This window comes from Endobacter medicaginis (genome assembly GCF_014192375.1).
Lineage (GTDB): Bacteria > Pseudomonadota > Alphaproteobacteria > Acetobacterales > Acetobacteraceae > Endobacter > Endobacter medicaginis.
The window spans coordinates 115,080-132,854 of record NZ_JACHXV010000003.1 but is presented as its reverse complement, the minus strand read 5'-3'; the positions used below and the strand labels follow the sequence as shown (position 1 = coordinate 132,854).

Below are 17,775 nucleotides of genomic sequence, written 5' to 3'. Positions count from 1 at the left end.
GGTCAGCGCAAAATCCTCGCGCGCATTCGCCGCGCAGGGCGCTTCGGCGCAGACGCCATCTCAGCCGAACAGGCTGAGCTGTCCGTCATCGAGCGTCTGCGCCGGCCGGCCGGGCACGGCGAAGCGCGTGCAGTCCAGCGTGGCGCGGCCCTCCAGCCGGTACTGCCGCGCGGCGCGGTGGAAGCGCCGGCCCAGCAGCTCGGCATACGCACCCTGGCCGCGGAAGCGCTCATGCGGGCGCGCATCGTTGAGCGCGCCGCCGCGGGTCTCGCGGATCAGGTTGAGCACGTGGCGGGCGCGCTGCGGATAATGCTGTTCGAGCCAGGTCTGCATCATCTCGCGCAGCTCCAGCGGCAGGCGCAGCAGGGTGAAGGCGGCCTCGCCGGCGCCGTGGCGACTCGCCGCCTCGAGGATGCGTTCGAGCTCGGCATCGTTCAGACCCGGAATCATCGGCGCGGCCAGCACGCCGGTCGGGATGCCGGCCGATGCCAGCCGCGCGATCGCGGCGAGGCGCAGCGACGGGGTGGAGGCACGCGGTTCCATCCGCCGCGCCAGCGACGCATCCAGCGTGGTGACCGACAGATACACGCGTGCCAGGCCCTTGCCCGCCATCCGGGCGAGGATGTCGAGATCGGCGACCACATTGGCCGATTTGGTGACGATGCTGACCGGATGGCCGAAGCGCTCCAGCACCTCCAGCACCGCGCGCGTCAGCCGCAGGGTGCGCTCGACCGGCTGGTAGGGATCGGTGTTGGTACCGAGCGCGATCGGACGCACCTCGTAGCCCGGGCGGCGCAGCTCGGCCTCCAGCAGGGTGGCGACCTCCGGCTTGAAGACCAGCTTGGTCTCGAAATCGAGCCCGGGCGAGTAGCCCAGATACGCATGCGAGGGCCGTGCGAAGCAGTAGACGCAGCCATGCTCGCAGCCACGATAGGTGTTGATCGAGCGGTCGAACCAGATATCGGCCGAGTCGTTCCAGGTGATCGCGCTTCGGGACGCGTCGCGGACCAGCACCGTCGGCACCGGCGGTGGCGCGAGCGCCTCCTCGTCCAGGGTGCCCCAGCCATCGTCGCAGGCGGTACGATGGAGGCGCTCGAACCGGTTGGCGCCGTTCTGCGCGACGCCGCGCCCGCGCCGGATCACCGGCGGCAGGCCGCTGTCCATCGACCCCGGCGACGGGGTCCTGCGGCTCTGTGTCTGCGGCATCCGCGCCTCCTGGCCTCGCGCTCCGACACGCTTACCCTGCCCGATCGGCGCCTCGAAAACAAGAACATTTAGAGAACATTGTGGACATCGTTTCTCCGCCCCTCAACACCTTGCCCGTGCCGTGCGTAGATGCAGGCAAATGCCCAGCCGACGCCCCCGCATCGCCCCCGCCAGCTACCGCCTGTCGCCGCAGGCCCGCGCAAGGCTGCGTGTGATGCGGCGCAATCCGCTGTTCTCGGCGCGCGAATGGGCGCGGCGGGTGGTCTACTGGGTCGGCGCGGTGCTGGTCGGGCTGATCGCGCTCGGTTTTGCGGCCGGGGCCGACCAGGTGGCGCTGTGGCGGGCCGACATCGTCGCGTGGAACCGCTATGCGATGCTGGCGATCGCGCCGGCGGGGCTCGCACTTTCGGTGTGGCTGACGCGCACCGCGTTCCGCGGCGCGCAGGGCTCCGGCATCCCGCAGACCATCGCAGCACTCCAGATGACGCGGATCGAGACCGTCGACCGGGTGCTGTCGCTGCGGGTCGCGTTCGGCAAGATCGCGCTGACCCTGCTGGGCCTGCTGTCGGGCGGCTCGATCGGCCGCGAGGGGCCGACGGTGCAGGTGGGCGCCTCGGTGATGTACGGGCTCGGCAACCTCCTGCACCTGCCGCAGCTCGCCGCGCGCCGCGCGCTGATCCTCGCGGGGGGCGCGGCCGGCGTGGCCGCGGCGTTCAACACCCCGCTGGCGGGGATCGTTTTCGCCATCGAGGAGCTCAGCCATTCTTTCGAGGCGCGCACCTCGGGCACGGTGCTCACCGCGGTGATCCTCGCCGGCGTGACCACCATCGCGCTGGTCGGCAACTACACCTATTTCGGCACCGCCCACATCGAATTGCCGATCGGCGAGGCCTGGTTCGCGGTGCTGGCCTGCGGCATCGTCGGCGGGCTCGCCGGCGGCGCGTTCAGCGGACTGCTGGTGCGGGCCTCGCGCGGGCTGCCGGGGCCGCTCGGCCGTTTCGCGGGCAGCCGGCCGGTGGCGTTCGCCGCCGCCTGCGGACTGGCGCTGGCGGTGATCGGGCTGGTGTCGCACGGCATGACCTACGGCACCGGCTACGAGCAGGCCCGCGACATCGTGCAGGCCCGGTCGCACTATCCGGCGAGCTTCTTCATCCTCAAGTTCCTCGCCACCATCATTTCCTACTGTTCCGGCATCCCCGGCGGCATCTTCGCCCCCACGCTGGCGGTGGGCGCGGGCCTGGGTGGCTGGGTCGCGCAGTTCCTGCCGCACACCTCGGCGGGTGCGGTGGTGATGCTGGGCATGGTCGGCTATTTCTCGGCGGTGGTGCAGGCGCCGCTGACGGCGACGATCATCGTCATGGAGATGACCGCCAACCAGCAGGTCACGGTGGCGCTGATGGCGACGTCGTTTCTCGGCTTCGCGGTGTCGCGGCTGGTGTGCCCGCGCGCGCTCTACGGCGCGCTGGCCGAACGCTTCCTGCTCAGCGTGGAGCCGGACCCGCCGCTGCCGCCGGCTGACCAAGAGCCGGCGACGGCGGCGCCGGATGGGCATGACGCTCGATGAAGATCCTGTCGCGCCGATAGGAGATCAGCATCCGGTGCGTACGGATGAAATCCGCGCCCAGCAGGCTCGGCGCCTGGGTATCGGCCACCACCATCGGCACGTCGGTGAAATGCTCGGGCCCGATATCGATCGACGCGAAGCGGTGCACATGCGCGACCTGCGCCTGGCCGATGATGCCGCCGACTTCGACCCTGTGGTCGGCGGCGAGTTGCGCGTCGGTCACGCCGAGCGAATGGGCATCGTCGAGATTGATCATGGTGCGGTAGGCACCGCTGTCGAGCACGGCAGTGATCTTGTGACCGTTGATCGTCACCGGGATGACGATCTTGGTCTGGTCGCCGAAGTGTCCCGCCTGCCCCTCCTCGAACGGCAGCACGTAGAAGCCGTTCGGCCAGCCGAGATCGATGTCCTTGTCCGCCGGGCAGTTGAACTCCCGGTAGAACGAGAACTGCCGGTCCGGAAGATCGAAGTAGACATCGTAGTTGTAGAGGAAATCGCCGCCGAACAGCCCGGCCATCGGCAGCCCGGCGATGGTGCGGTTCATCTGCGCCGGCGTCACGGTGAGCACGATGTTGTGGATCGAACCGATCCCCACGCCCAGCGACTCGATCGTGGCCAGGGACGCGAAGGCGGTACCGTCGATGCCGCCGACCAGGTGGTTCGACATCGTCTGCGGCAGCTCGAACTTCTCGGCGATCGACCCCGACAGCGCCGAGAACGCGGCCCCGGTATCCACCGTCATCGCCACCTTGTGCCCGTCGAGCGTGACCGGGATCACCGGCGAGCCACGCGGCGTGAGGACTTCCATGTCGCCGATCGAGGCGAGTGTGCAGTGGTCCTTGGGAAACGGATTGCTGTCCTCGCATCCCGCCAGCAGGACACACGCCAGCAGAGCTGCACCCGACACCCGGCCACGCCGCATTCCCGTCTCCAGAACCGATCTCCTGCCAGAATAAAGACGCCGCACCGGAGATGAAAGTCCGGTAACCTTGCGTGACATCGCCTCGTCTTGCGCGATGTGACGCTTTCATCACACGCTGCGGCGATGCACACCCTGTCGCATCCTCACAGACTGGCTGCCTGGCAGGCAGGACGCGACCGCCGCCGCCTCGTGCGTCGCAGCGCGCAGGCCGAGTTCTCGCCCGGCCCCGGCCGCGCCGATCCGGTGGCGGTGCTGCGTGCCCAGGGGACATCGCGCATCCAGCATCTGCTGCCGCTGCGCTGGCAGCGCATGCGCGCCGACCCGTTCGCCTTCTTTCGCGGTGCGGCGGCGGTGATGGCCGCCGATCTCGCCACCACGCCCAATGCCGGTATCCGCCAGCAATCGAGCGGCGACTGCCACCTGGCCAATTTCGGCGCCTATGCCTCGCCCGAAGGCCTGCCGGTGTTCGACCTCAACGATTTCGACGAGACGCTGGAAGCCCCGTTCGAGTGGGACATCAAGCGCCTTGCCGCCAGCGTGGCGATCGCCGGCGAGGTGGCGGGCCTGTCGGAGCGCCGCGCCGCCCGCCTCGCGGTGCGCGCCGCCCGCGCCTATGCCGACCATATCGCCTGGCTCGCCGCCCTGCCGCCGCTCGAGGCCTGGAGCACGCATATCGACCTCGCCGCCGCCATCGCCGGCATCGACGACGCGAAACTGCGCAGCCGCGTCCAGCATCATCTCGGACTGACGCTCGCCAGCGGCGAGGACCATTTCGGCCTGATCGAGCAGTCCGACGACGCCCACCGCATCGTCGACAAGCCGCCCACCACCACCCGGCTCGATGACGCCGAAGCCGAAGCCGTGCGCGGGGCCTTCGCCGACTACACCGCCACCCTCACCCCCGAACGCCGCCACCTGCTCGGCGCCTATCGGCTGCGCGACGTGGCGATGAAGGTGGTTGGCGTCGGCAGCGTCGGCACGTTCTGCGCCATCGGCCTGTTCGTCGCCGATGGCAACGCGCCGCTGATGCTGCAGCTCAAGGAGGCCCAGGCTTCCGTGCTCGCCCCGTTCGCCGGCGCGTCGCCCTATGCCAACCAGGGCGAGCGGGTCGTCGCCGGCCAGCGCATGCTGCAGGCGGCGATCGACGTGTTCCTCGGCTGGACGCCGCGGCCGGTGGCGGGGCGCGATGTCTATATAAGGCGGCTGAAGGATTCCCGTCTCGCCAGCGTCGGCGAGATGACCGAGGCCTCGCTGCCGTTCCGCGCTTCCCTGTGCGGGCACACCCTCGCCCGTGCACATGCCCGCGCCGGCAACGCGGCCGCCATCGCCGGCTATCTGGGTCGCGGACGCAGCTTCGCGCAGGCGATCGGCGAGTTCGCGGTCGCTTACGCGGGGCAGAACCGGGCGGATTTCGCGCGGTTCTGCGAAGCGTTCGACAAGGGGGTTCTTTTTTGAAAAAAAGAACCAAAAAACTTCTGCATTTTTCTGGATGGTCCGTCGTGATTCGAGAGATCGCGAACCACAACGACAACGGATAGAAGTCTTTTTGCTTCTTTTTCTTCAGAAAAAGAAGGTCTCTATCCCTTCGCCGCCAGATCGATCACCGCCATCGCCCCGCTCTCGCCGCCGATCGCGAGTGCGGTGCCGTCGGGGCTGAAGGCCAGGGCCGAGACCGGGCCGAGACCGGCCTTGGGGCCGCAGATCGGCAGCAGGCGCTCGCCGTCGAGCTCGGCCAGCACGGCGGTGCCGTCGTCGTAGCCGCAGGCGACGATGTCGTCGACGGGGTGGAAGGCGACGCGCGTGACCAGCCGGCCGGGAAGCTGGGCGAGCTCCTTGGGTGCCTTGCCGGCCGGTCCGCCGCCGAAGAACGGCCACAGCACGATCGCATCCGCGCCCGAGCTCGCCAGCCAGCGGCCGGAGCGCGAGAACGCCATCGACAGCGGCTTGGCCGGGTAGCCCGCCATGCGCAGGTTGCCGGCCGCCGGCAGGGTCCAGCCATGCAGGGCGTTTTCCTGCATCGCACTGACCACCGCCTCGCCGGCCGGATGCACGGCGACCGCGAGATGGCTGCCCTTCCACAGCAGCGGGCGCACGGAATCGAACTTGGCGTGGATGAACCACACCGACAGCCCGCCGTAATGGGCGGCGAAGACCCGCTTGCCCTTCGGATCGAAGGCGACGCCCTCGACGGTGGAGGCGTGGGCGAAGGTCTTGAGCAGCCGGCCGGTGTCGTCGCGCACCTCGACGGATTTGCCACGCGCCACCGCCAGCAGCGGCCGCTCGGCCCCCTTCGCCCGCGCCGGCAGCCAGGCGGCGAGATGGCCGACCCAGCCGCGCGCCTTGTCGATCAGCACCGGCTCGCCGGCAGGCGGGGTCAGGCACAGGCGCTGGTCGTCGCCGCCGCTGGCGAAGCCTTCCGGCAGGGCGGCGAGCGACAGCACCGGGCCGTCATGCACCGCGACCGCGCGCCACGACGCGGGATCGGGCCAGGTTCCGGCCTGCCGCTTGGTCAGATGCAGCACCCCGTCGCCATCGGCGAAGGCGCAGGCGGAGCCGTCAGGCAGGAAGGCGGTGGCGGTGATCGGCGCCTGGGCGCTCGACGCGCGCCCGCGCATCGCGAGCAGGCTCGAGTCGTTGAGCGCGCGATCGAGGGCGTCGCTCTCGCTCATGCCGCGCGGGTCGATTCGAAGCCGCGGCGCAGTTGCGGGCGGTTGAGGTTGCGGCCGATGAACACCAGTCGGCTGACGCGGGGCTCGTCGTCGCGCCAGGGCGCCATGTAGCCGCCATCGGCCATCATGTGCACCGCCTGGAAGGCGAAGCGCTCGGCATGGCCCTTCATGTCGAGGATGCCCTTGGCGCGCAGGATGTCGCCGCCCTGCTCGGCGAGGATCGCGCCGATCCAGGCCTGGAACCTCGCCTCGTCGAGTGGCTGGTCGACGGTCAGGCTGATGCTGCGGACGTCGGAATCATGGCTGTGGGTGTCGTTTTCAAGGAAATCCGGCGCGATCGACAGCGCACGGCCGAGATCGAAGCCGCCCTGGTCGAGAATGCCCGCCACATCCACCTGGCCGCGCTCGGCACGGTGCAGGCGGGCGAGCGGGTTGAGCCGCCGGATGCGCGCCTCGACCGCCTCCAGCGTCGGGGCGTCGACCAGATCGGTCTTGTTGAGCACGATCACGTCGGCGAAGGCGATCTGGTTCTCGGCCTCGGGGCTGTCGTCGAGGGTGGCGGGCAGGTTGAGTGCGTCGGCGACGCAGACCACCGCATCGAGCCGGGTGCGGGCGCGCACCCCGTCATCGACGAAGAAGGTCTGGGCGACGGGGGCGGGATCGGCGAGCCCGGTGGTCTCGACGATGATGCCGTCGAAGCGGCCGCGGCGCTTCATCAGCCCGCCGATGATGCGGATCAGGTCGCCGCGCACGGTGCAGCAGATGCAGCCGTTGTTCATCTCGAACACTTCTTCATCCGCGTCGACGACCAGGTCGCCGTCGACGCCGAGCTCGCCGTATTCGTTGATCACCACCGCATAGCGGCGGCCGTGCTGGGCGGTCAGGATGTGGTTGAGCAGCGTGGTCTTGCCCGCACCCAGGAAGCCGGTCAGCACCGTGACCGGCACCAGGTCCGAAGCCGCGGGCGCGGCCGTCGCGGTCTCGGAAGTCTCGATGCTGCTGGACATCAGAAAGCGGCCTCCGGCCTGTTGGTTTGTCCGATCGCCTGCATATAGGCCTGCCGCCCGGTCAATCCCAACCCCAGCAGCAGGAAGAACCACCCGCCCAGCGGCATGTTGGTGAAGGCGGAGGTCGAGGCGATCGGCCATTCATGGATGAACAGGGCGACGAAGAGGCCCACCCGCCAGGCCTGCCAGATCGGGTGCAGGCGCCGGAAGGCGCGGGCCGGACGGCCGACCAGCCCGCGACCGCACGCCATCAGCCATGCGAGGATCATCGCGCAGAACAGCACCAGCCCCGGCAGCCCGGCATCGGTCGCGGCTTGGAGGTAGTGGTTGTGCGGGTGCTGCACGCAGATGCGCGCGCCACCGCCATCGGCCCCGAACAGGCCCTGGAAGTAGACCGGCATCGGGCAGCCGGTGCGGAACCCGTCGAAACCGCGACCGGTGAACAGGTTCTCGTGCGCGATCACCACCGCGCGCCAGGCGATGCGGCCATAGGCGGAGGACGGGAAATGCGCGATCTGCGCACAGAACACCGTCACCAGGTGATGGAAGGCCGGCGGCGCGATCACCGCGCTCGCCGCCACCCCCACCGGGGCGAGCAGGCAGCCCAGCAGCACCACCAGCCGCAGCCGCGCGATCATCAGCCCGGCCACCAGCAGCCCCAGCACCGTCAGCAGCAGAGGCATGCGCTGGCCGACCATTACCATCATCAGCACCGGCAGCACGACCGATGCCGCCGCCAGCACCGACAACCCCACCCGTGCGACGCCCCGCCGTCGCCCGGCCGTCACCAGCAGCCACACCGACGCCGGCAGCATGACCGGGAAGATCAGCCGCGACAGCACCGGCCCGACCCGCGGCTGCCGGTAGGGTCCGGTCAGCGAGCCATCCGGATACCGCGCCGTGCCGAACAGGTTGTGGCCCGTCACCATCTGCAACGCGCATTGCGCGAGCATGTACAGGCAGCATCCCGCGACGATCCCGGCCAGCCACGCCCGCCGCCGGCGCGTGCGCAGCAGCCCCGGGAGGGCGAAGGCGAAGACCGGGAAGCGAATCGTCATCAGCGCCTGGACGAAGGAATGTCCGCCGCCCTGGCCAAGCCCGGCGACAGGGATCGAGCACACCACCAGCCACGCCCACCACAGCAGCGTCAGCGCGAAGGTCGTGCTGGCGGCCCAGGCGAAGTCGCGCCGCAGCGCCGAGCGCAGCAGCAGCCCCACCGCGACCACGTCGATCAGCGCCTCGGCGATGCCGCGGAAATGGGTCAGGAACAGCGGTACCGCCAGCAGCGCGAGCAGGCTGATCGCGTCCAGCCCGCGGGCGATCCGGCGCGCCAGACGGCCCGGCGCCTGTGTGGCGACCCTGGGCAGGAAAGACCGTGCTGCGCCGACCATCGGCATGGTGTTCACCGCCGCACCACGCAACCCCACCGGGGCCGGTGCGGGTTCTGTTTCAATTTCAATATGTTCCTACCGACCAGGATCTGGCCGAGCCATACAGGCTGTCGCGCAGCCTGACCAGCGCCGCACGGTGGCGGCGGATGTGGAAGTGTTGCGCGCGGGCCAGCCCTGCGACCTGCAGCCGGGCGCGCAGATCCGGATCGCGGGCCAGCCGCAGCAGGGCAGCCGCGAGGGCGGCCGCATCGCCCGGCGCGACCAGCAGCGCGCCGTCCACCTCGCCGCCGCCGACGATCTCCGCCATGCCGCCGGTGGCACTCGCCACCAGCGGCGCCCCGCAGGCCAGTGCTTCGAGCGCGGTCAGTCCGAACGGTTCCGGCCAGCGGCTCGGCACCGCCACCACCGCGGCACGGGCGATCTCGGCCAGGGTCGCGTCGTGCGGACGGTAGCCGAGCAGTTCCACGCCGGCGCGCGGGGCGGCGTCGCGCAGCCAGGCCATGAAAGGTGTCTGTTTCGCCCCGGCCCCGAACCCGTCGGCGCCCAGCATCGCCGCGCGCCAGCCCGGCAGCTCCGGCAGCGCGCGCGCGCAGGCCTCGACGAACACGTCCGCGCCCTTGTCGGCCACCGTGCGCCCGACGAACAGCAGCACGGGGTCGCGCGCATCGACCGGCAGCGAGGCGGGCAGGGCGGCGGGATCGAGCCCGTTATGCAGCACCGCGACCGGCGCATCCGCCGCCAGCCCCTCGACGAAGCGCCCGCGCAGCCAGTCCGACACGCACACCACCGCCATGCGCCGCAGCAGGGCCGCGCGCGCACGCGGCGTGTCGGCCCGGCGCATCGATTGCGGGTCGTTGTGCAGGAACAGCGCCAGGCGGCCCGGGAACTGCCGCCCCAGCAGGCGGGCGAGATGCAGCGCGATCTCGGGCCGGTTGTGCACCTCGATGCAGGCCGGTGGGCGCGGCAGCCGGCGCAGCGTGCGTGCCACCGCATGCGCATAGCGCGCGGCCGGGGTCAGCCCGAAGCCGCGCAGGGTGACCGGCACGAAGCGTCCGCCGGGCAGCGCCTCGCCGTCGACCTTCGTGCCGAGCACCCAGTCCTGCGGGCCGGCCAGCCGGCTGACCTGGAGCGCGATCGCGCCCGCCGCCGCGCTCTCGTAGCGCTCGCGCTGCGGCAGCACGATGGCCGCGATGGTGTCCGGCACGGCGCCGTTCACATCGATTCGTATTTCTCCAGCCGCCAGCTCTCCGGCTCGGCCGCCGCCTCGGCGCACCAGCGCTGCATCAGCGGATGCGCCAGCACCGCCGCGACATAGGCGCCCGCATCGGCGTCGAGTGCGACCTGGTAGCGGTCGAGGCGCAGGGCCACCGGCGCGAAGGCTGCGTCGGCGAGGGAGAATTCGCCGAACAGGTAGGGGCCGGCCGCCGCCGCGCCGACGAACCGCGCGCGCAAGCCGGCCCAGAGCGCGCCGAGACGGCCGATATCGGCCCTCACCGCCGCATCGATCGGGGTGCGCGGCCCCTCGGCGCGGCCGGTGTTCATCGGCAGGGCGATGCGCAGGGCGCGGAAGCCGGCATGCATCTCGGCCGCCGCCGAGCGCGCCGCCGCGCGCGCGATGCGGTCCTCGGGCCACAGGCCGGGGGCGAGCTCGGCGCAGTATTCGGCGATGGCGAGGCTGTCCCACACCGTCGCGCCATCATGTTCGAGATAGGGCACCGTGCCCGATGGCGTCTCCTGCGCGATCGCGGCACTCGGCCCGGCCTCCAGCCGGATCACCTGCACCTCGACCTCGAGCCCGGCCATCATCACCGGCAGCCAGCCGCGCAGCGACCACGAGGAATAGCGCTGCGTTCCGATCACCAGCCTGTTCATGGTGCTTCTTCTCCCCCCGCGGACGGCCAGATCAACCCGGCAGGCCGGCCGGATCCGCGACAATGGCGTGGCGGGATGATAAAGCACCCCCCGCCTGATGGAGATAGTGCGCGCCGCATGACCCTGCCCCCCACGCCGCACCCTGCCTCGCGCCGCAGAGGCACCGATCACCTGTGGATGGCACTCGCATCCGTGACCTGTGCGGCCGTTCTGCTGGCACCCGTCGCGATCCACCCGGGCTGGCCGTCCAACCATAACGGGCTGCTTGATTTCACCCGTATTCCGGCCTTTCTCGGCCAGTGGCGGCTCGGCCATCCGCTGGTCTCATGGTCGACGGCGGAGCAGTGGGGATTCGGCTCGCCCGCCCCCGCCCTCTACAACAAGTCGTTCTACTATGTCGCCGCCGCGGGACTGGCCCTGACCGGCAGCCTCAAGGCAGCCATGTGTGCCGCCCTGGCCGTGTTCATGATCGTCGCGTTTCTCGGGGCCGATCGGGCCGTGCGGGAAGTCACCGGACAGCGGGATCTCCTGGCAGGGATCACCGCGGGCGCGCTCGTCGTATCCTGCAACTACGCGACGACCGACTGGCTCGTCCGCAGCGCCGTCTCCGAATTCGCCGCCCTGTCACTCACGCCGTGGCTGTTCGCCTGGTGCCTGCGGCTGATCGTGCGTGGACGCTGGTCGGTCTGGATCGGCCCGATCCTGGCCCTCGTCACGCTCGGCCATGTCATCATCGGCCTGTTCAGCCTCATACCGCTGCTGCTGGCCGTGGGTCTCGCCGCCTGCTTGTGGGCGCGCGCGCTGAGGCTCTGTCGCCCGAGGGCGGACTCTGCTATCGCAACCCCACCCTTTCGACCGGATACCGACCTGCTTGCCCGCCTCCGACTCGATCGCTGCCGATGCGCGGCCCGAACTCAGCGTGGTGGTGCCGTGTTTCAATGAAAGCGCGGTGCTGGACGCCTTCCATGCCCGGCTCGCGGCGGTGATGGCGCGGATCGGCGCGCCCTGGGAGGTGATCTACGTCAATGACGGCTCGCGTGACGCAACACTCGGCGTGATCGAGGCGCTGGCAGCGGCCGATTCCCATGTCGGCTACGTCAATCTCAGCCGCAATTTCGGCAAGGAGATCGCGCTCACCGCCGGGCTCGACCAGGTGCGCGCCAGCGGGGCGGCGATCGTCATCGATGCCGATCTCCAGGACCCGCCGGAGCTGATCGCCGAGCTGGTCGCGGCCTGGCGCGACGGTGTGGACATGGCCTATGCGCGCCGACGGGTGCGGCAGGGCGAATCCTTCGCCAAGCGCGCCACCGCCGCGGCCTTCTACCGGGTGATGGCGCGACTCACTGACAAGGTGCAGATCCCCGTCGACAGCGGCGATTTCCGTATCATCAGCCGGCGCGCGCTCGATGCGCTGCTGCCGCTGCGCGAGCATCACCGGTTCATGAAGGGGCTGTTCGCCTGGGTCGGTTTTTCCACCCGCGAGGTGCTGTATGACCGCGCGCCGCGCGCCGGCGGCACCAGCAGCTTCAACTACTGGAAGCTGTGGAACTTCGCTCTCGAGGGGGTGACCGGATTCTCCGTGGCACCGCTCAAGCTCGCCACCTATCTCGGCCTCGCGGTGGCGCTGTTCGCGATGCTGTTCGGCGGCCAGCTCATCGCGCGCACCCTGCTCTACGGCAACCCGGTGCCGGGCTATCCGTCGATCATGGCCGTGGTGCTGTTCCTCGGCGGGGTGCAGCTCATCACGCTGGGCGTGATCGGCGAGTATCTCGGCCGCATCTTCAACGAGGCCAAGCGCCGGCCGCTCTATGTGGTCGAGCGGGTCAGCCCGGCCGGCGGGGCGGCGGCGATGAACCCGCCACCCAGAACCCTGCCGCCCGCATAGATCACGCAGGCCTGGCCGGGTGCGGCGAGGGCGGGCTCGGCGAGCTCGACCTCCGCCGCGCCGCCATCGCCGGGCACGATCCGCGCCGGGCGTGGCGTCTCGTTGGCGCGCAACTGCACCTCCGCCTCCAGACCGGTCGCGGGCGGTACGGGGATCAGCCAGTTCATCGCGCGCAGGGCGAGCCGGTCGCGCCCGGCATGTCCGCGCGGGCCGACCACGATGCGCCGGCGGGGCGCATCGACCTCGATCACCGCCTGACGCTCGCCGGCCACCATCGCCGCAGGCCCCAGCCGGCGGCCCTGGCCGATCGTGTAGCGGGCGATGCCCTCGTGATGGCCGAGCACGCGGCCCTCGCGATCGACGATCTCGCCACCCTCGAGCGCCTCGGGGCGATGGCGGCCGACCAGGGCGGCATAGTCCCCATCGGGGACGAAGCAGATGTCCTGGCTGTCGGGCTTGTCGGCAATGTCGAGCCCGAGGCCGGCCGCCTCGGCGCGCACCGTCGCCTTGTCGGGGTAATCGCCGAGCGGAAACCGCAGATAGTCGAGCTGGTCGCGGGTGGTGGCGGCGAGGAACCAGCTCTGGTCGCGCGCCGCATCGCGCGGGCGGTGCAGCTCGGCGCCGCCAGGACCGTCGACGCGGCGGACGTAATGTCCGGTGGCCATCGCATCGCAGCCGAGCTCGCGCGCCATGCCGAGCAGGTCGGTGAACTTGACCCCCTGGTTGCAGGCGATGCAGGGGACCGGGGTCTCGCCCTGCGCATAGGCATCGGCGAAGCGGCCGATCACCGTCTCGGCGAAGCGCGCCTCGGCGTCGATGACGTAATGCGCGATGCCGAGCGTGGCGGCGGCGCGGCGGGCATCGTCGATGTCGCTGCCGGCACAGCAGGTGCGGCCACGGGCAAGGCTGCGGCCCTGGTCGTAGAGCTGGAGCGTGGCACCGATGACCTCGTGCCCGGCCCGCGCCATCAGCCCGGCGACGACCGACGAATCGACCCCGCCCGACATCGCGACCAGGACACGCATGGTGCTCAGCCGCCCTTCGGCAGGCGCACGGTCAGGCCATCGAGCGCCTCGGTGATGACGATCTGGCAACCCAGGCGCGAGGTCTTCTCCAGACCGAAGGCGAGGTCGAGCATGTCTTCCTCGTCCTCGGTCGGCTCGGCGAGCTTCGGCGCCCAGGCGGGATCGACCACCACATGGCAGGTGGCGCAGGCGAGCGAGCCCTCGCAGGCGCCCTCGAGATCGATGTCGTTGCGATGCGCGATCTCCAGGACCGACAGGCCGAGAGGCGCGTCGACCTCGCGGGGGGTGCCGTCACGCTCGATGAAGGTCATCTTCGGCATAATGGAAATCGCTGTCCGTCCTGCTGGGGGTGGCGGTGACGAGACAGGCACGCCAGATGCCGGTCAACGGATCGGTTTGCGTCTCGCTGGATGGCGCGTCAGGTAATGCCTCCCGTCGGCGGGCGCAAGTTTTCCCGCCATCTTCAGCCATGCACCAGCGCGGCCATCATATGCTGGGTGGCGAGGCTGGCGGTCGCCGTGGGCACGCTGTGGACCGACAGGCCGGCCTGCACCATCTGTTCCACCACATAGGCGACCTTGGCTCCGGCGCCGGCATAGGGCAGCGGAGCGGAGACCAGCGCGCCCATCAGATCGACCGCCGCGCCGAGGCTGGCGGCATGGGTGAGGCGCACGAGTTCGCCGGCGAGATCGGGGAAGTCCCTGGCGAACATGGTTTCCGCCGAGGCGACGCTGCCGGCATGCAGCAGCCCCGGCAGCTCGTTTACCAGCCTGGGCAGGGCGGACAATGCGGAGGTGGCGATCGCGGACAGGCTGGTGGCGGCGAACGCGCCGGTCGCGGCGGGCAGGGCCGCGATCGCTCCCTCATAGCCGCCGAGGGGGTGGTACCGGCCGAGCGCGTCGTCGAACCGGCTCATCAGCGCCTGGGCCTGGGCCTGCTGCGCGGCGGTGCCGCCGCCCGCCAGCGCACCGAGGATCTGCGCCGGCGAGAGCGAGCCGGCGGCAGAGACGATGGCATTGATGCCCGACTGGTCGGCCGTGCTGCCGAGTTCGATCACCGTGCCGTAATGGTCCATCGCGACACCGTTGCGCGCCACCACCGATGCCTCGGCGGTGTCGGTGCCGAACTGCGCCCAGGGGTCACCACGCTCGAGCCAGGTGGTGAAATTGGCCGCCGGCGTGCTGCCGGCATGGTAGCCGATCACCCCGGTGGAGGCGAAGGCCATGCCGCCCGCCCCGGTCTGGGCCGCGACATAGGAGGCGAGAGAGCCGCCGAGCGAGTGGCCGGTGACATAGGCGGCGTGAAAGGTGGACAACCCGGCCGCATGCGCCGCGGACACCGCGCGTCTGTAGAAGCTGACCGCATCGGCCAGTCCCGCGGCATTGCCGTTGCCGGCGGCGATCTGCTCGTCGAGCGCCATCTGCGCGTCGGAAGTGGTGCCCTGGTAGGTGACGATGAGGTTGTCGTGGCCGTCGATGAAGGCCGCGGCTGTCACCCCGGAGGCGGTGGCGATGGTGAGTGCGTGACCCGACGCATCCGTCAGCAGGCGCAGGCCCGCCTGGGGGTGGATCGGATCGTTGACCGAGGCGATCGCCGCCTCGAAGGTCGCCACACCCGGTGCGGGCTCCGCGGCCGCCGTCACCATCGCCTTGGTCAGATCGGTGATCGCCACCGATCCGACCGACATGAATCCCACCATCTCGCACGCTCCCACCGGACGTTACCGGCGATGAGCAAAGGCCGCCCGAACTGAACGAAATGTTAACGAGGCGGCCGGTCTGTGCTCACGGCGACGTGATCGTTATGGGTACAGGCCGCTTCCAGCAACGACGCGGCGGCATCGATGTCCTCGACGGTGGTGAACCGGCCCGGCGACAGGCGCAGGCTCTCGGCGCGCGCGCGCCGGTCGAGCCCCATCGCGGCGAGGACCGGCGAGCCCGCCTCGTCGCCCGCCTCGCCGCTGCCGCAGGCGGAACCGCGCGAGGCGCACAGCCCCGGTGCCGCGGCCAGCAGCGCGCGCGCCGGCAGGCCGGGCAGCCTGATGTTGAGATTGGCGCCGATCCGCGCGTGGCGGCTGCCGTTGACGATCACCGGCCCGACCCGTGCCGACAGCCTTTCGAGCAGCCGTGCGCACAGCGCGCCGGCACGCGCATCGTCCGCCGCCCCTTCCGCGCGTGCCAGTGCTGCCGCCACGCCGAACCCCACCACCAGCGGCGTCGGCAGCGTGCCTGAGCGCAGCAGGCGCTCCTGGCCGCCGCCCGACAGCAGCGGCGCGAGCCGCACGCGTGGCCGGTGGCGCACGAACAGCGCGCCGATGCCCTTGGGGCCGTGGATCTTGTGCGCCGACAGCGACAGCAGCCCGACCTCGGAGAAGGCGCCGTTCAGGTCGATCGCCACCCGGCCGGCGGCCTGTGCGGCGTCGCAGTGCAGCACCGCCCCCGCCCGTGCCGCCAGCGCGGCCAAAGCGGGGATGTCGGCGACCACACCGGTCTCGTTGTTGACCGCCATCACGCTGACCAGCAGCGTCGGCACCGCCAGTGCAGAGTGCAGCGCCTCGGGATCGGGCAGCCCGTCGGCGCCGACGCCGAGGATCACCGGCTCGAACCCCTCGGCCGCGAGATCGCGCACGCTCTCGCGCACGCAGGCATGCTCGGTGGCGAAGGTGATGATGCGCCGACGCGGATCGCCGGTGCGCAGGGCGTGGCGCGCCACCCCCTTGATGGCCAGGTTGTTGGCCTCGGTGGCGCCGGAGGTGAACACGATCTCGCGCGGCTGCGCGCCGACCAGGGCCGCGATCTCGGCACGCGCCTGCTCCACCCGCGCGGCGGCGGCGCGGCCCGGCGCGTGGTCGGCGCTGTGCGGATTGGCGAAGTCCGCGCCCCAGAGCGGCGCCATCGCCTCGGCCACCCGCGGATCGCACGGCGTGGTCGCCTGGTGGTCGAGATAGATGAGCTCGCCGATGCGCATCGTTCAGGCCGCCCGCACCGGTGCGGGCCGGCGCGCGGCCATCGCCTGCCAGGCGTCAATGAACGCCGCCACCTCGGCTTCGGTGACAGTCCACGGCAGCGAGACCCGGATCGCCTCGGAGGCGAGCGCGCCGAGCCCCATCGCGGCGAGCACCGGACTCGGGCCGAGCTTGCCGGAGCTGCACGCGGCACCGGCGGAGACGCGGAAACCGGCCATGTCGAGAGCGATGAGCTGGGTCTGCGCCGGCCGGCCCGGCAGGGCGATGCAGGTGGTGTTGGACAGGCGGGGCGCACCGGCGCCGCAGATCACCGCCCCCGCCGCACGCGCCGCCTGCTCGATGCGGTCGCGCAGCACGCCGAGAGCGGCGGCGCGGTCCGGATCGCAGGCCGCCAGGGCCGCATCCATCGCCAGGATCGACGCCAGCGGCTGGGTGCCGCCGCGCAGGCCGCCTTCCTGGCCGCCGCCGGGCTGCATCGGGACGATGTCGACACCCGGACCGAGCAGCAGCGCACCCGCCCCCGCCGGCGCGCCGAGCTTGTGCGACGACAGGGCGAGGCTCGCGGCCCCCCATCGCCCGAAGACGTGATCGAGCGGCAGCCGGCCCGCCGCCTGCACCGCATCAAGATGCAGCAGCGCGCCATGCGCACGCGCCACCGCCGACAGCGCGTCGAGCGGGTGCAGCACCCCGGTCTCGTTGTTGGCCACCATCAGCGCGACCAGCGCGGTGCCGGGCGGCCCTGCCGACAGCATCCGCTCCAGCACCTCCGGGTCGGCGCGGCCGTCCCTGCCGACCGGGCACAGCTCCGCCCTGGGTGCGGCCGCCCGCAGCGCCGGATGCTCCGTGGCGCCGAGGATGATGCGGGCCGGCGGCGCCATCCCCGTGCGACGCGCCGACAGGGCGAGCGTATCGGCCTCGGTGCCGCCGGAGGTGAACACCACCTGCCCGCCGCCGCGGCCCAGCGCGAGTCCGAAGCGGGCCGCGACCCGCGCCCGCGCCGCCTCCAGCATGGCCCGCGCGCGCCGTCCCGCTGCATGTACCGAGGCCGGATTCGCCACCCCGAGATCGAGAGTGTCGAGCAGGGCGGCGCGCGCCTGCGGCCGCAGCGGCTCGGTGGCATTGGCGTCCAGATAGATCTCGCGCTCAACCACCCGCCTCTCGCCCCCCGGACATCCTCGACACCGCTCCGATGACCGGCATATGGGGCGCGAGGGCCCGGTTCCGAGCCGGATGAGGGAGAATATAATGGAAATTCCGAAGGCCGATCCC

General features: G+C 71.1%; 16 protein-coding genes. 4 read left to right on the top strand and 12 right to left on the bottom strand.

The window, feature by feature from the left end:
• Positions 1-60 precede the first annotated feature (60 nt).
• Positions 61-1,164: a PA0069 family radical SAM protein gene (locus FHR90_RS04540; protein WP_183274899.1), complete on the bottom strand. Its 1,104-nt coding sequence runs from the start codon at positions 1,162-1,164 to the stop codon at positions 61-63.
• 181 nt (positions 1,165-1,345) lie between these two features.
• Here FHR90_RS04540 and FHR90_RS04535 point away from each other — a divergent pair, with 181 nt between their 5' ends.
• Positions 1,346-2,770: a chloride channel protein gene (locus FHR90_RS04535; protein WP_183274835.1), complete on the top strand. Its 1,425-nt coding sequence runs from the start codon at positions 1,346-1,348 to the stop codon at positions 2,768-2,770.
• On the opposite strand, the gene FHR90_RS04530 is transcribed toward FHR90_RS04535, so the two are convergent.
• Positions 2,688-3,677: an aspartyl protease family protein gene (locus FHR90_RS04530; protein WP_183274834.1), complete on the bottom strand. Its 990-nt coding sequence runs from the start codon at positions 3,675-3,677 to the stop codon at positions 2,688-2,690. The two genes, FHR90_RS04535 and FHR90_RS04530, sit on opposite strands and share 83 nt — an antisense overlap.
• A 138-nt stretch (positions 3,678-3,815) precedes the next feature.
• On the opposite strand from FHR90_RS04530, the gene FHR90_RS04525 reads away from it, so the two are divergent.
• On the top strand, positions 3,816-5,147 hold the full coding sequence (locus FHR90_RS04525) for a DUF2252 domain-containing protein (RefSeq protein WP_183274833.1): 1,332 nt from the start codon (positions 3,816-3,818) through the stop codon (positions 5,145-5,147).
• Between the two features lie 122 nt (positions 5,148-5,269).
• On the opposite strand, the gene FHR90_RS04520 is transcribed toward FHR90_RS04525, so the two are convergent.
• The 5 genes from FHR90_RS04520 to FHR90_RS04500 are packed head-to-tail and all read right to left on the bottom strand — an operon-like array spanning position 5,270 to position 10,631.
• The gene (locus FHR90_RS04520) at positions 5,270-6,361 is read right to left on the bottom strand and encodes a WD40 repeat domain-containing protein (protein WP_183274832.1); all 1,092 of its coding nucleotides are present in this window, start codon (positions 6,359-6,361) and stop codon (positions 5,270-5,272) included.
• Positions 6,358-7,368, bottom strand: a complete 1,011-nt coding sequence (locus tag FHR90_RS04515; RefSeq protein WP_176625659.1) for a CobW family GTP-binding protein — start codon at positions 7,366-7,368, stop codon at positions 6,358-6,360. Before FHR90_RS04515 ends, FHR90_RS04520 begins: the two co-directional genes overlap by 4 nt.
• The gene (locus FHR90_RS04510) at positions 7,368-8,765 is read right to left on the bottom strand and encodes an O-antigen ligase family protein (RefSeq protein WP_176625657.1); all 1,398 of its coding nucleotides are present in this window, start codon (positions 8,763-8,765) and stop codon (positions 7,368-7,370) included. The genes FHR90_RS04515 and FHR90_RS04510 overlap by 1 nt, the downstream gene beginning before the upstream one ends.
• Before the next feature lie 58 nt (positions 8,766-8,823).
• Positions 8,824-9,963 carry a glycosyltransferase gene (locus FHR90_RS04505; RefSeq protein ID WP_266152660.1) on the bottom strand — a complete coding sequence of 380 codons (1,140 nt, stop codon included), beginning with the start codon at positions 9,961-9,963 and terminating at the stop codon, positions 8,824-8,826.
• Positions 9,964-9,971: 8 nt separating this feature from the next.
• Positions 9,972-10,631, bottom strand: a complete 660-nt coding sequence (locus FHR90_RS04500; RefSeq protein WP_183274829.1) for a glutathione S-transferase — start codon at positions 10,629-10,631, stop codon at positions 9,972-9,974.
• A 117-nt stretch (positions 10,632-10,748) separates the two neighbouring features.
• On the opposite strand from FHR90_RS04500, the gene FHR90_RS04495 reads away from it, so the two are divergent.
• Entirely contained in the window at positions 10,749-11,573 is an 825-nt protein-coding gene (locus FHR90_RS04495; protein ID WP_176626032.1) for a hypothetical protein, read from the top strand.
• Positions 11,503-12,516: a glycosyltransferase family 2 protein gene (locus FHR90_RS04490; protein WP_218062155.1), complete on the top strand. Its 1,014-nt coding sequence runs from the start codon at positions 11,503-11,505 to the stop codon at positions 12,514-12,516. The genes FHR90_RS04495 and FHR90_RS04490 overlap by 71 nt, the downstream gene beginning before the upstream one ends.
• On the opposite strand, the gene mnmA is transcribed toward FHR90_RS04490, so the two are convergent.
• From mnmA to FHR90_RS04465, 5 genes are all read right to left on the bottom strand, one after another.
• Positions 12,438-13,541, bottom strand: coding sequence for a tRNA 2-thiouridine(34) synthase MnmA (gene mnmA, locus FHR90_RS04485; protein ID WP_183274828.1), 1,104 nt, complete (start codon positions 13,539-13,541; stop codon positions 12,438-12,440). The two genes, FHR90_RS04490 and mnmA, sit on opposite strands and share 79 nt — an antisense overlap.
• Before the next feature lie 5 nt (positions 13,542-13,546).
• The gene (locus FHR90_RS04480; protein WP_176625747.1) at positions 13,547-13,861 is read right to left on the bottom strand and encodes a ferredoxin family 2Fe-2S iron-sulfur cluster binding protein; all 315 of its coding nucleotides are present in this window, start codon (positions 13,859-13,861) and stop codon (positions 13,547-13,549) included.
• A gap of 143 nt (positions 13,862-14,004) precedes the next feature.
• Complete coding sequence (locus FHR90_RS04475) at positions 14,005-15,240, bottom strand: hypothetical protein (RefSeq protein ID WP_176625745.1); 1,236 nt, start codon at positions 15,238-15,240, stop codon at positions 14,005-14,007.
• A gap of 62 nt (positions 15,241-15,302) precedes the next feature.
• Positions 15,303-16,508 carry a cysteine desulfurase family protein gene (locus tag FHR90_RS04470; RefSeq protein WP_183274827.1) on the bottom strand — a complete coding sequence of 402 codons (1,206 nt, stop codon included), beginning with the start codon at positions 16,506-16,508 and terminating at the stop codon, positions 15,303-15,305.
• Between the two features lie 3 nt (positions 16,509-16,511).
• On the bottom strand, positions 16,512-17,657 hold the full coding sequence (locus FHR90_RS04465) for an aminotransferase class V-fold PLP-dependent enzyme (protein WP_266152661.1): 1,146 nt from the start codon (positions 17,655-17,657) through the stop codon (positions 16,512-16,514).
• Positions 17,658-17,775: the final 118 nt, after the last annotated feature.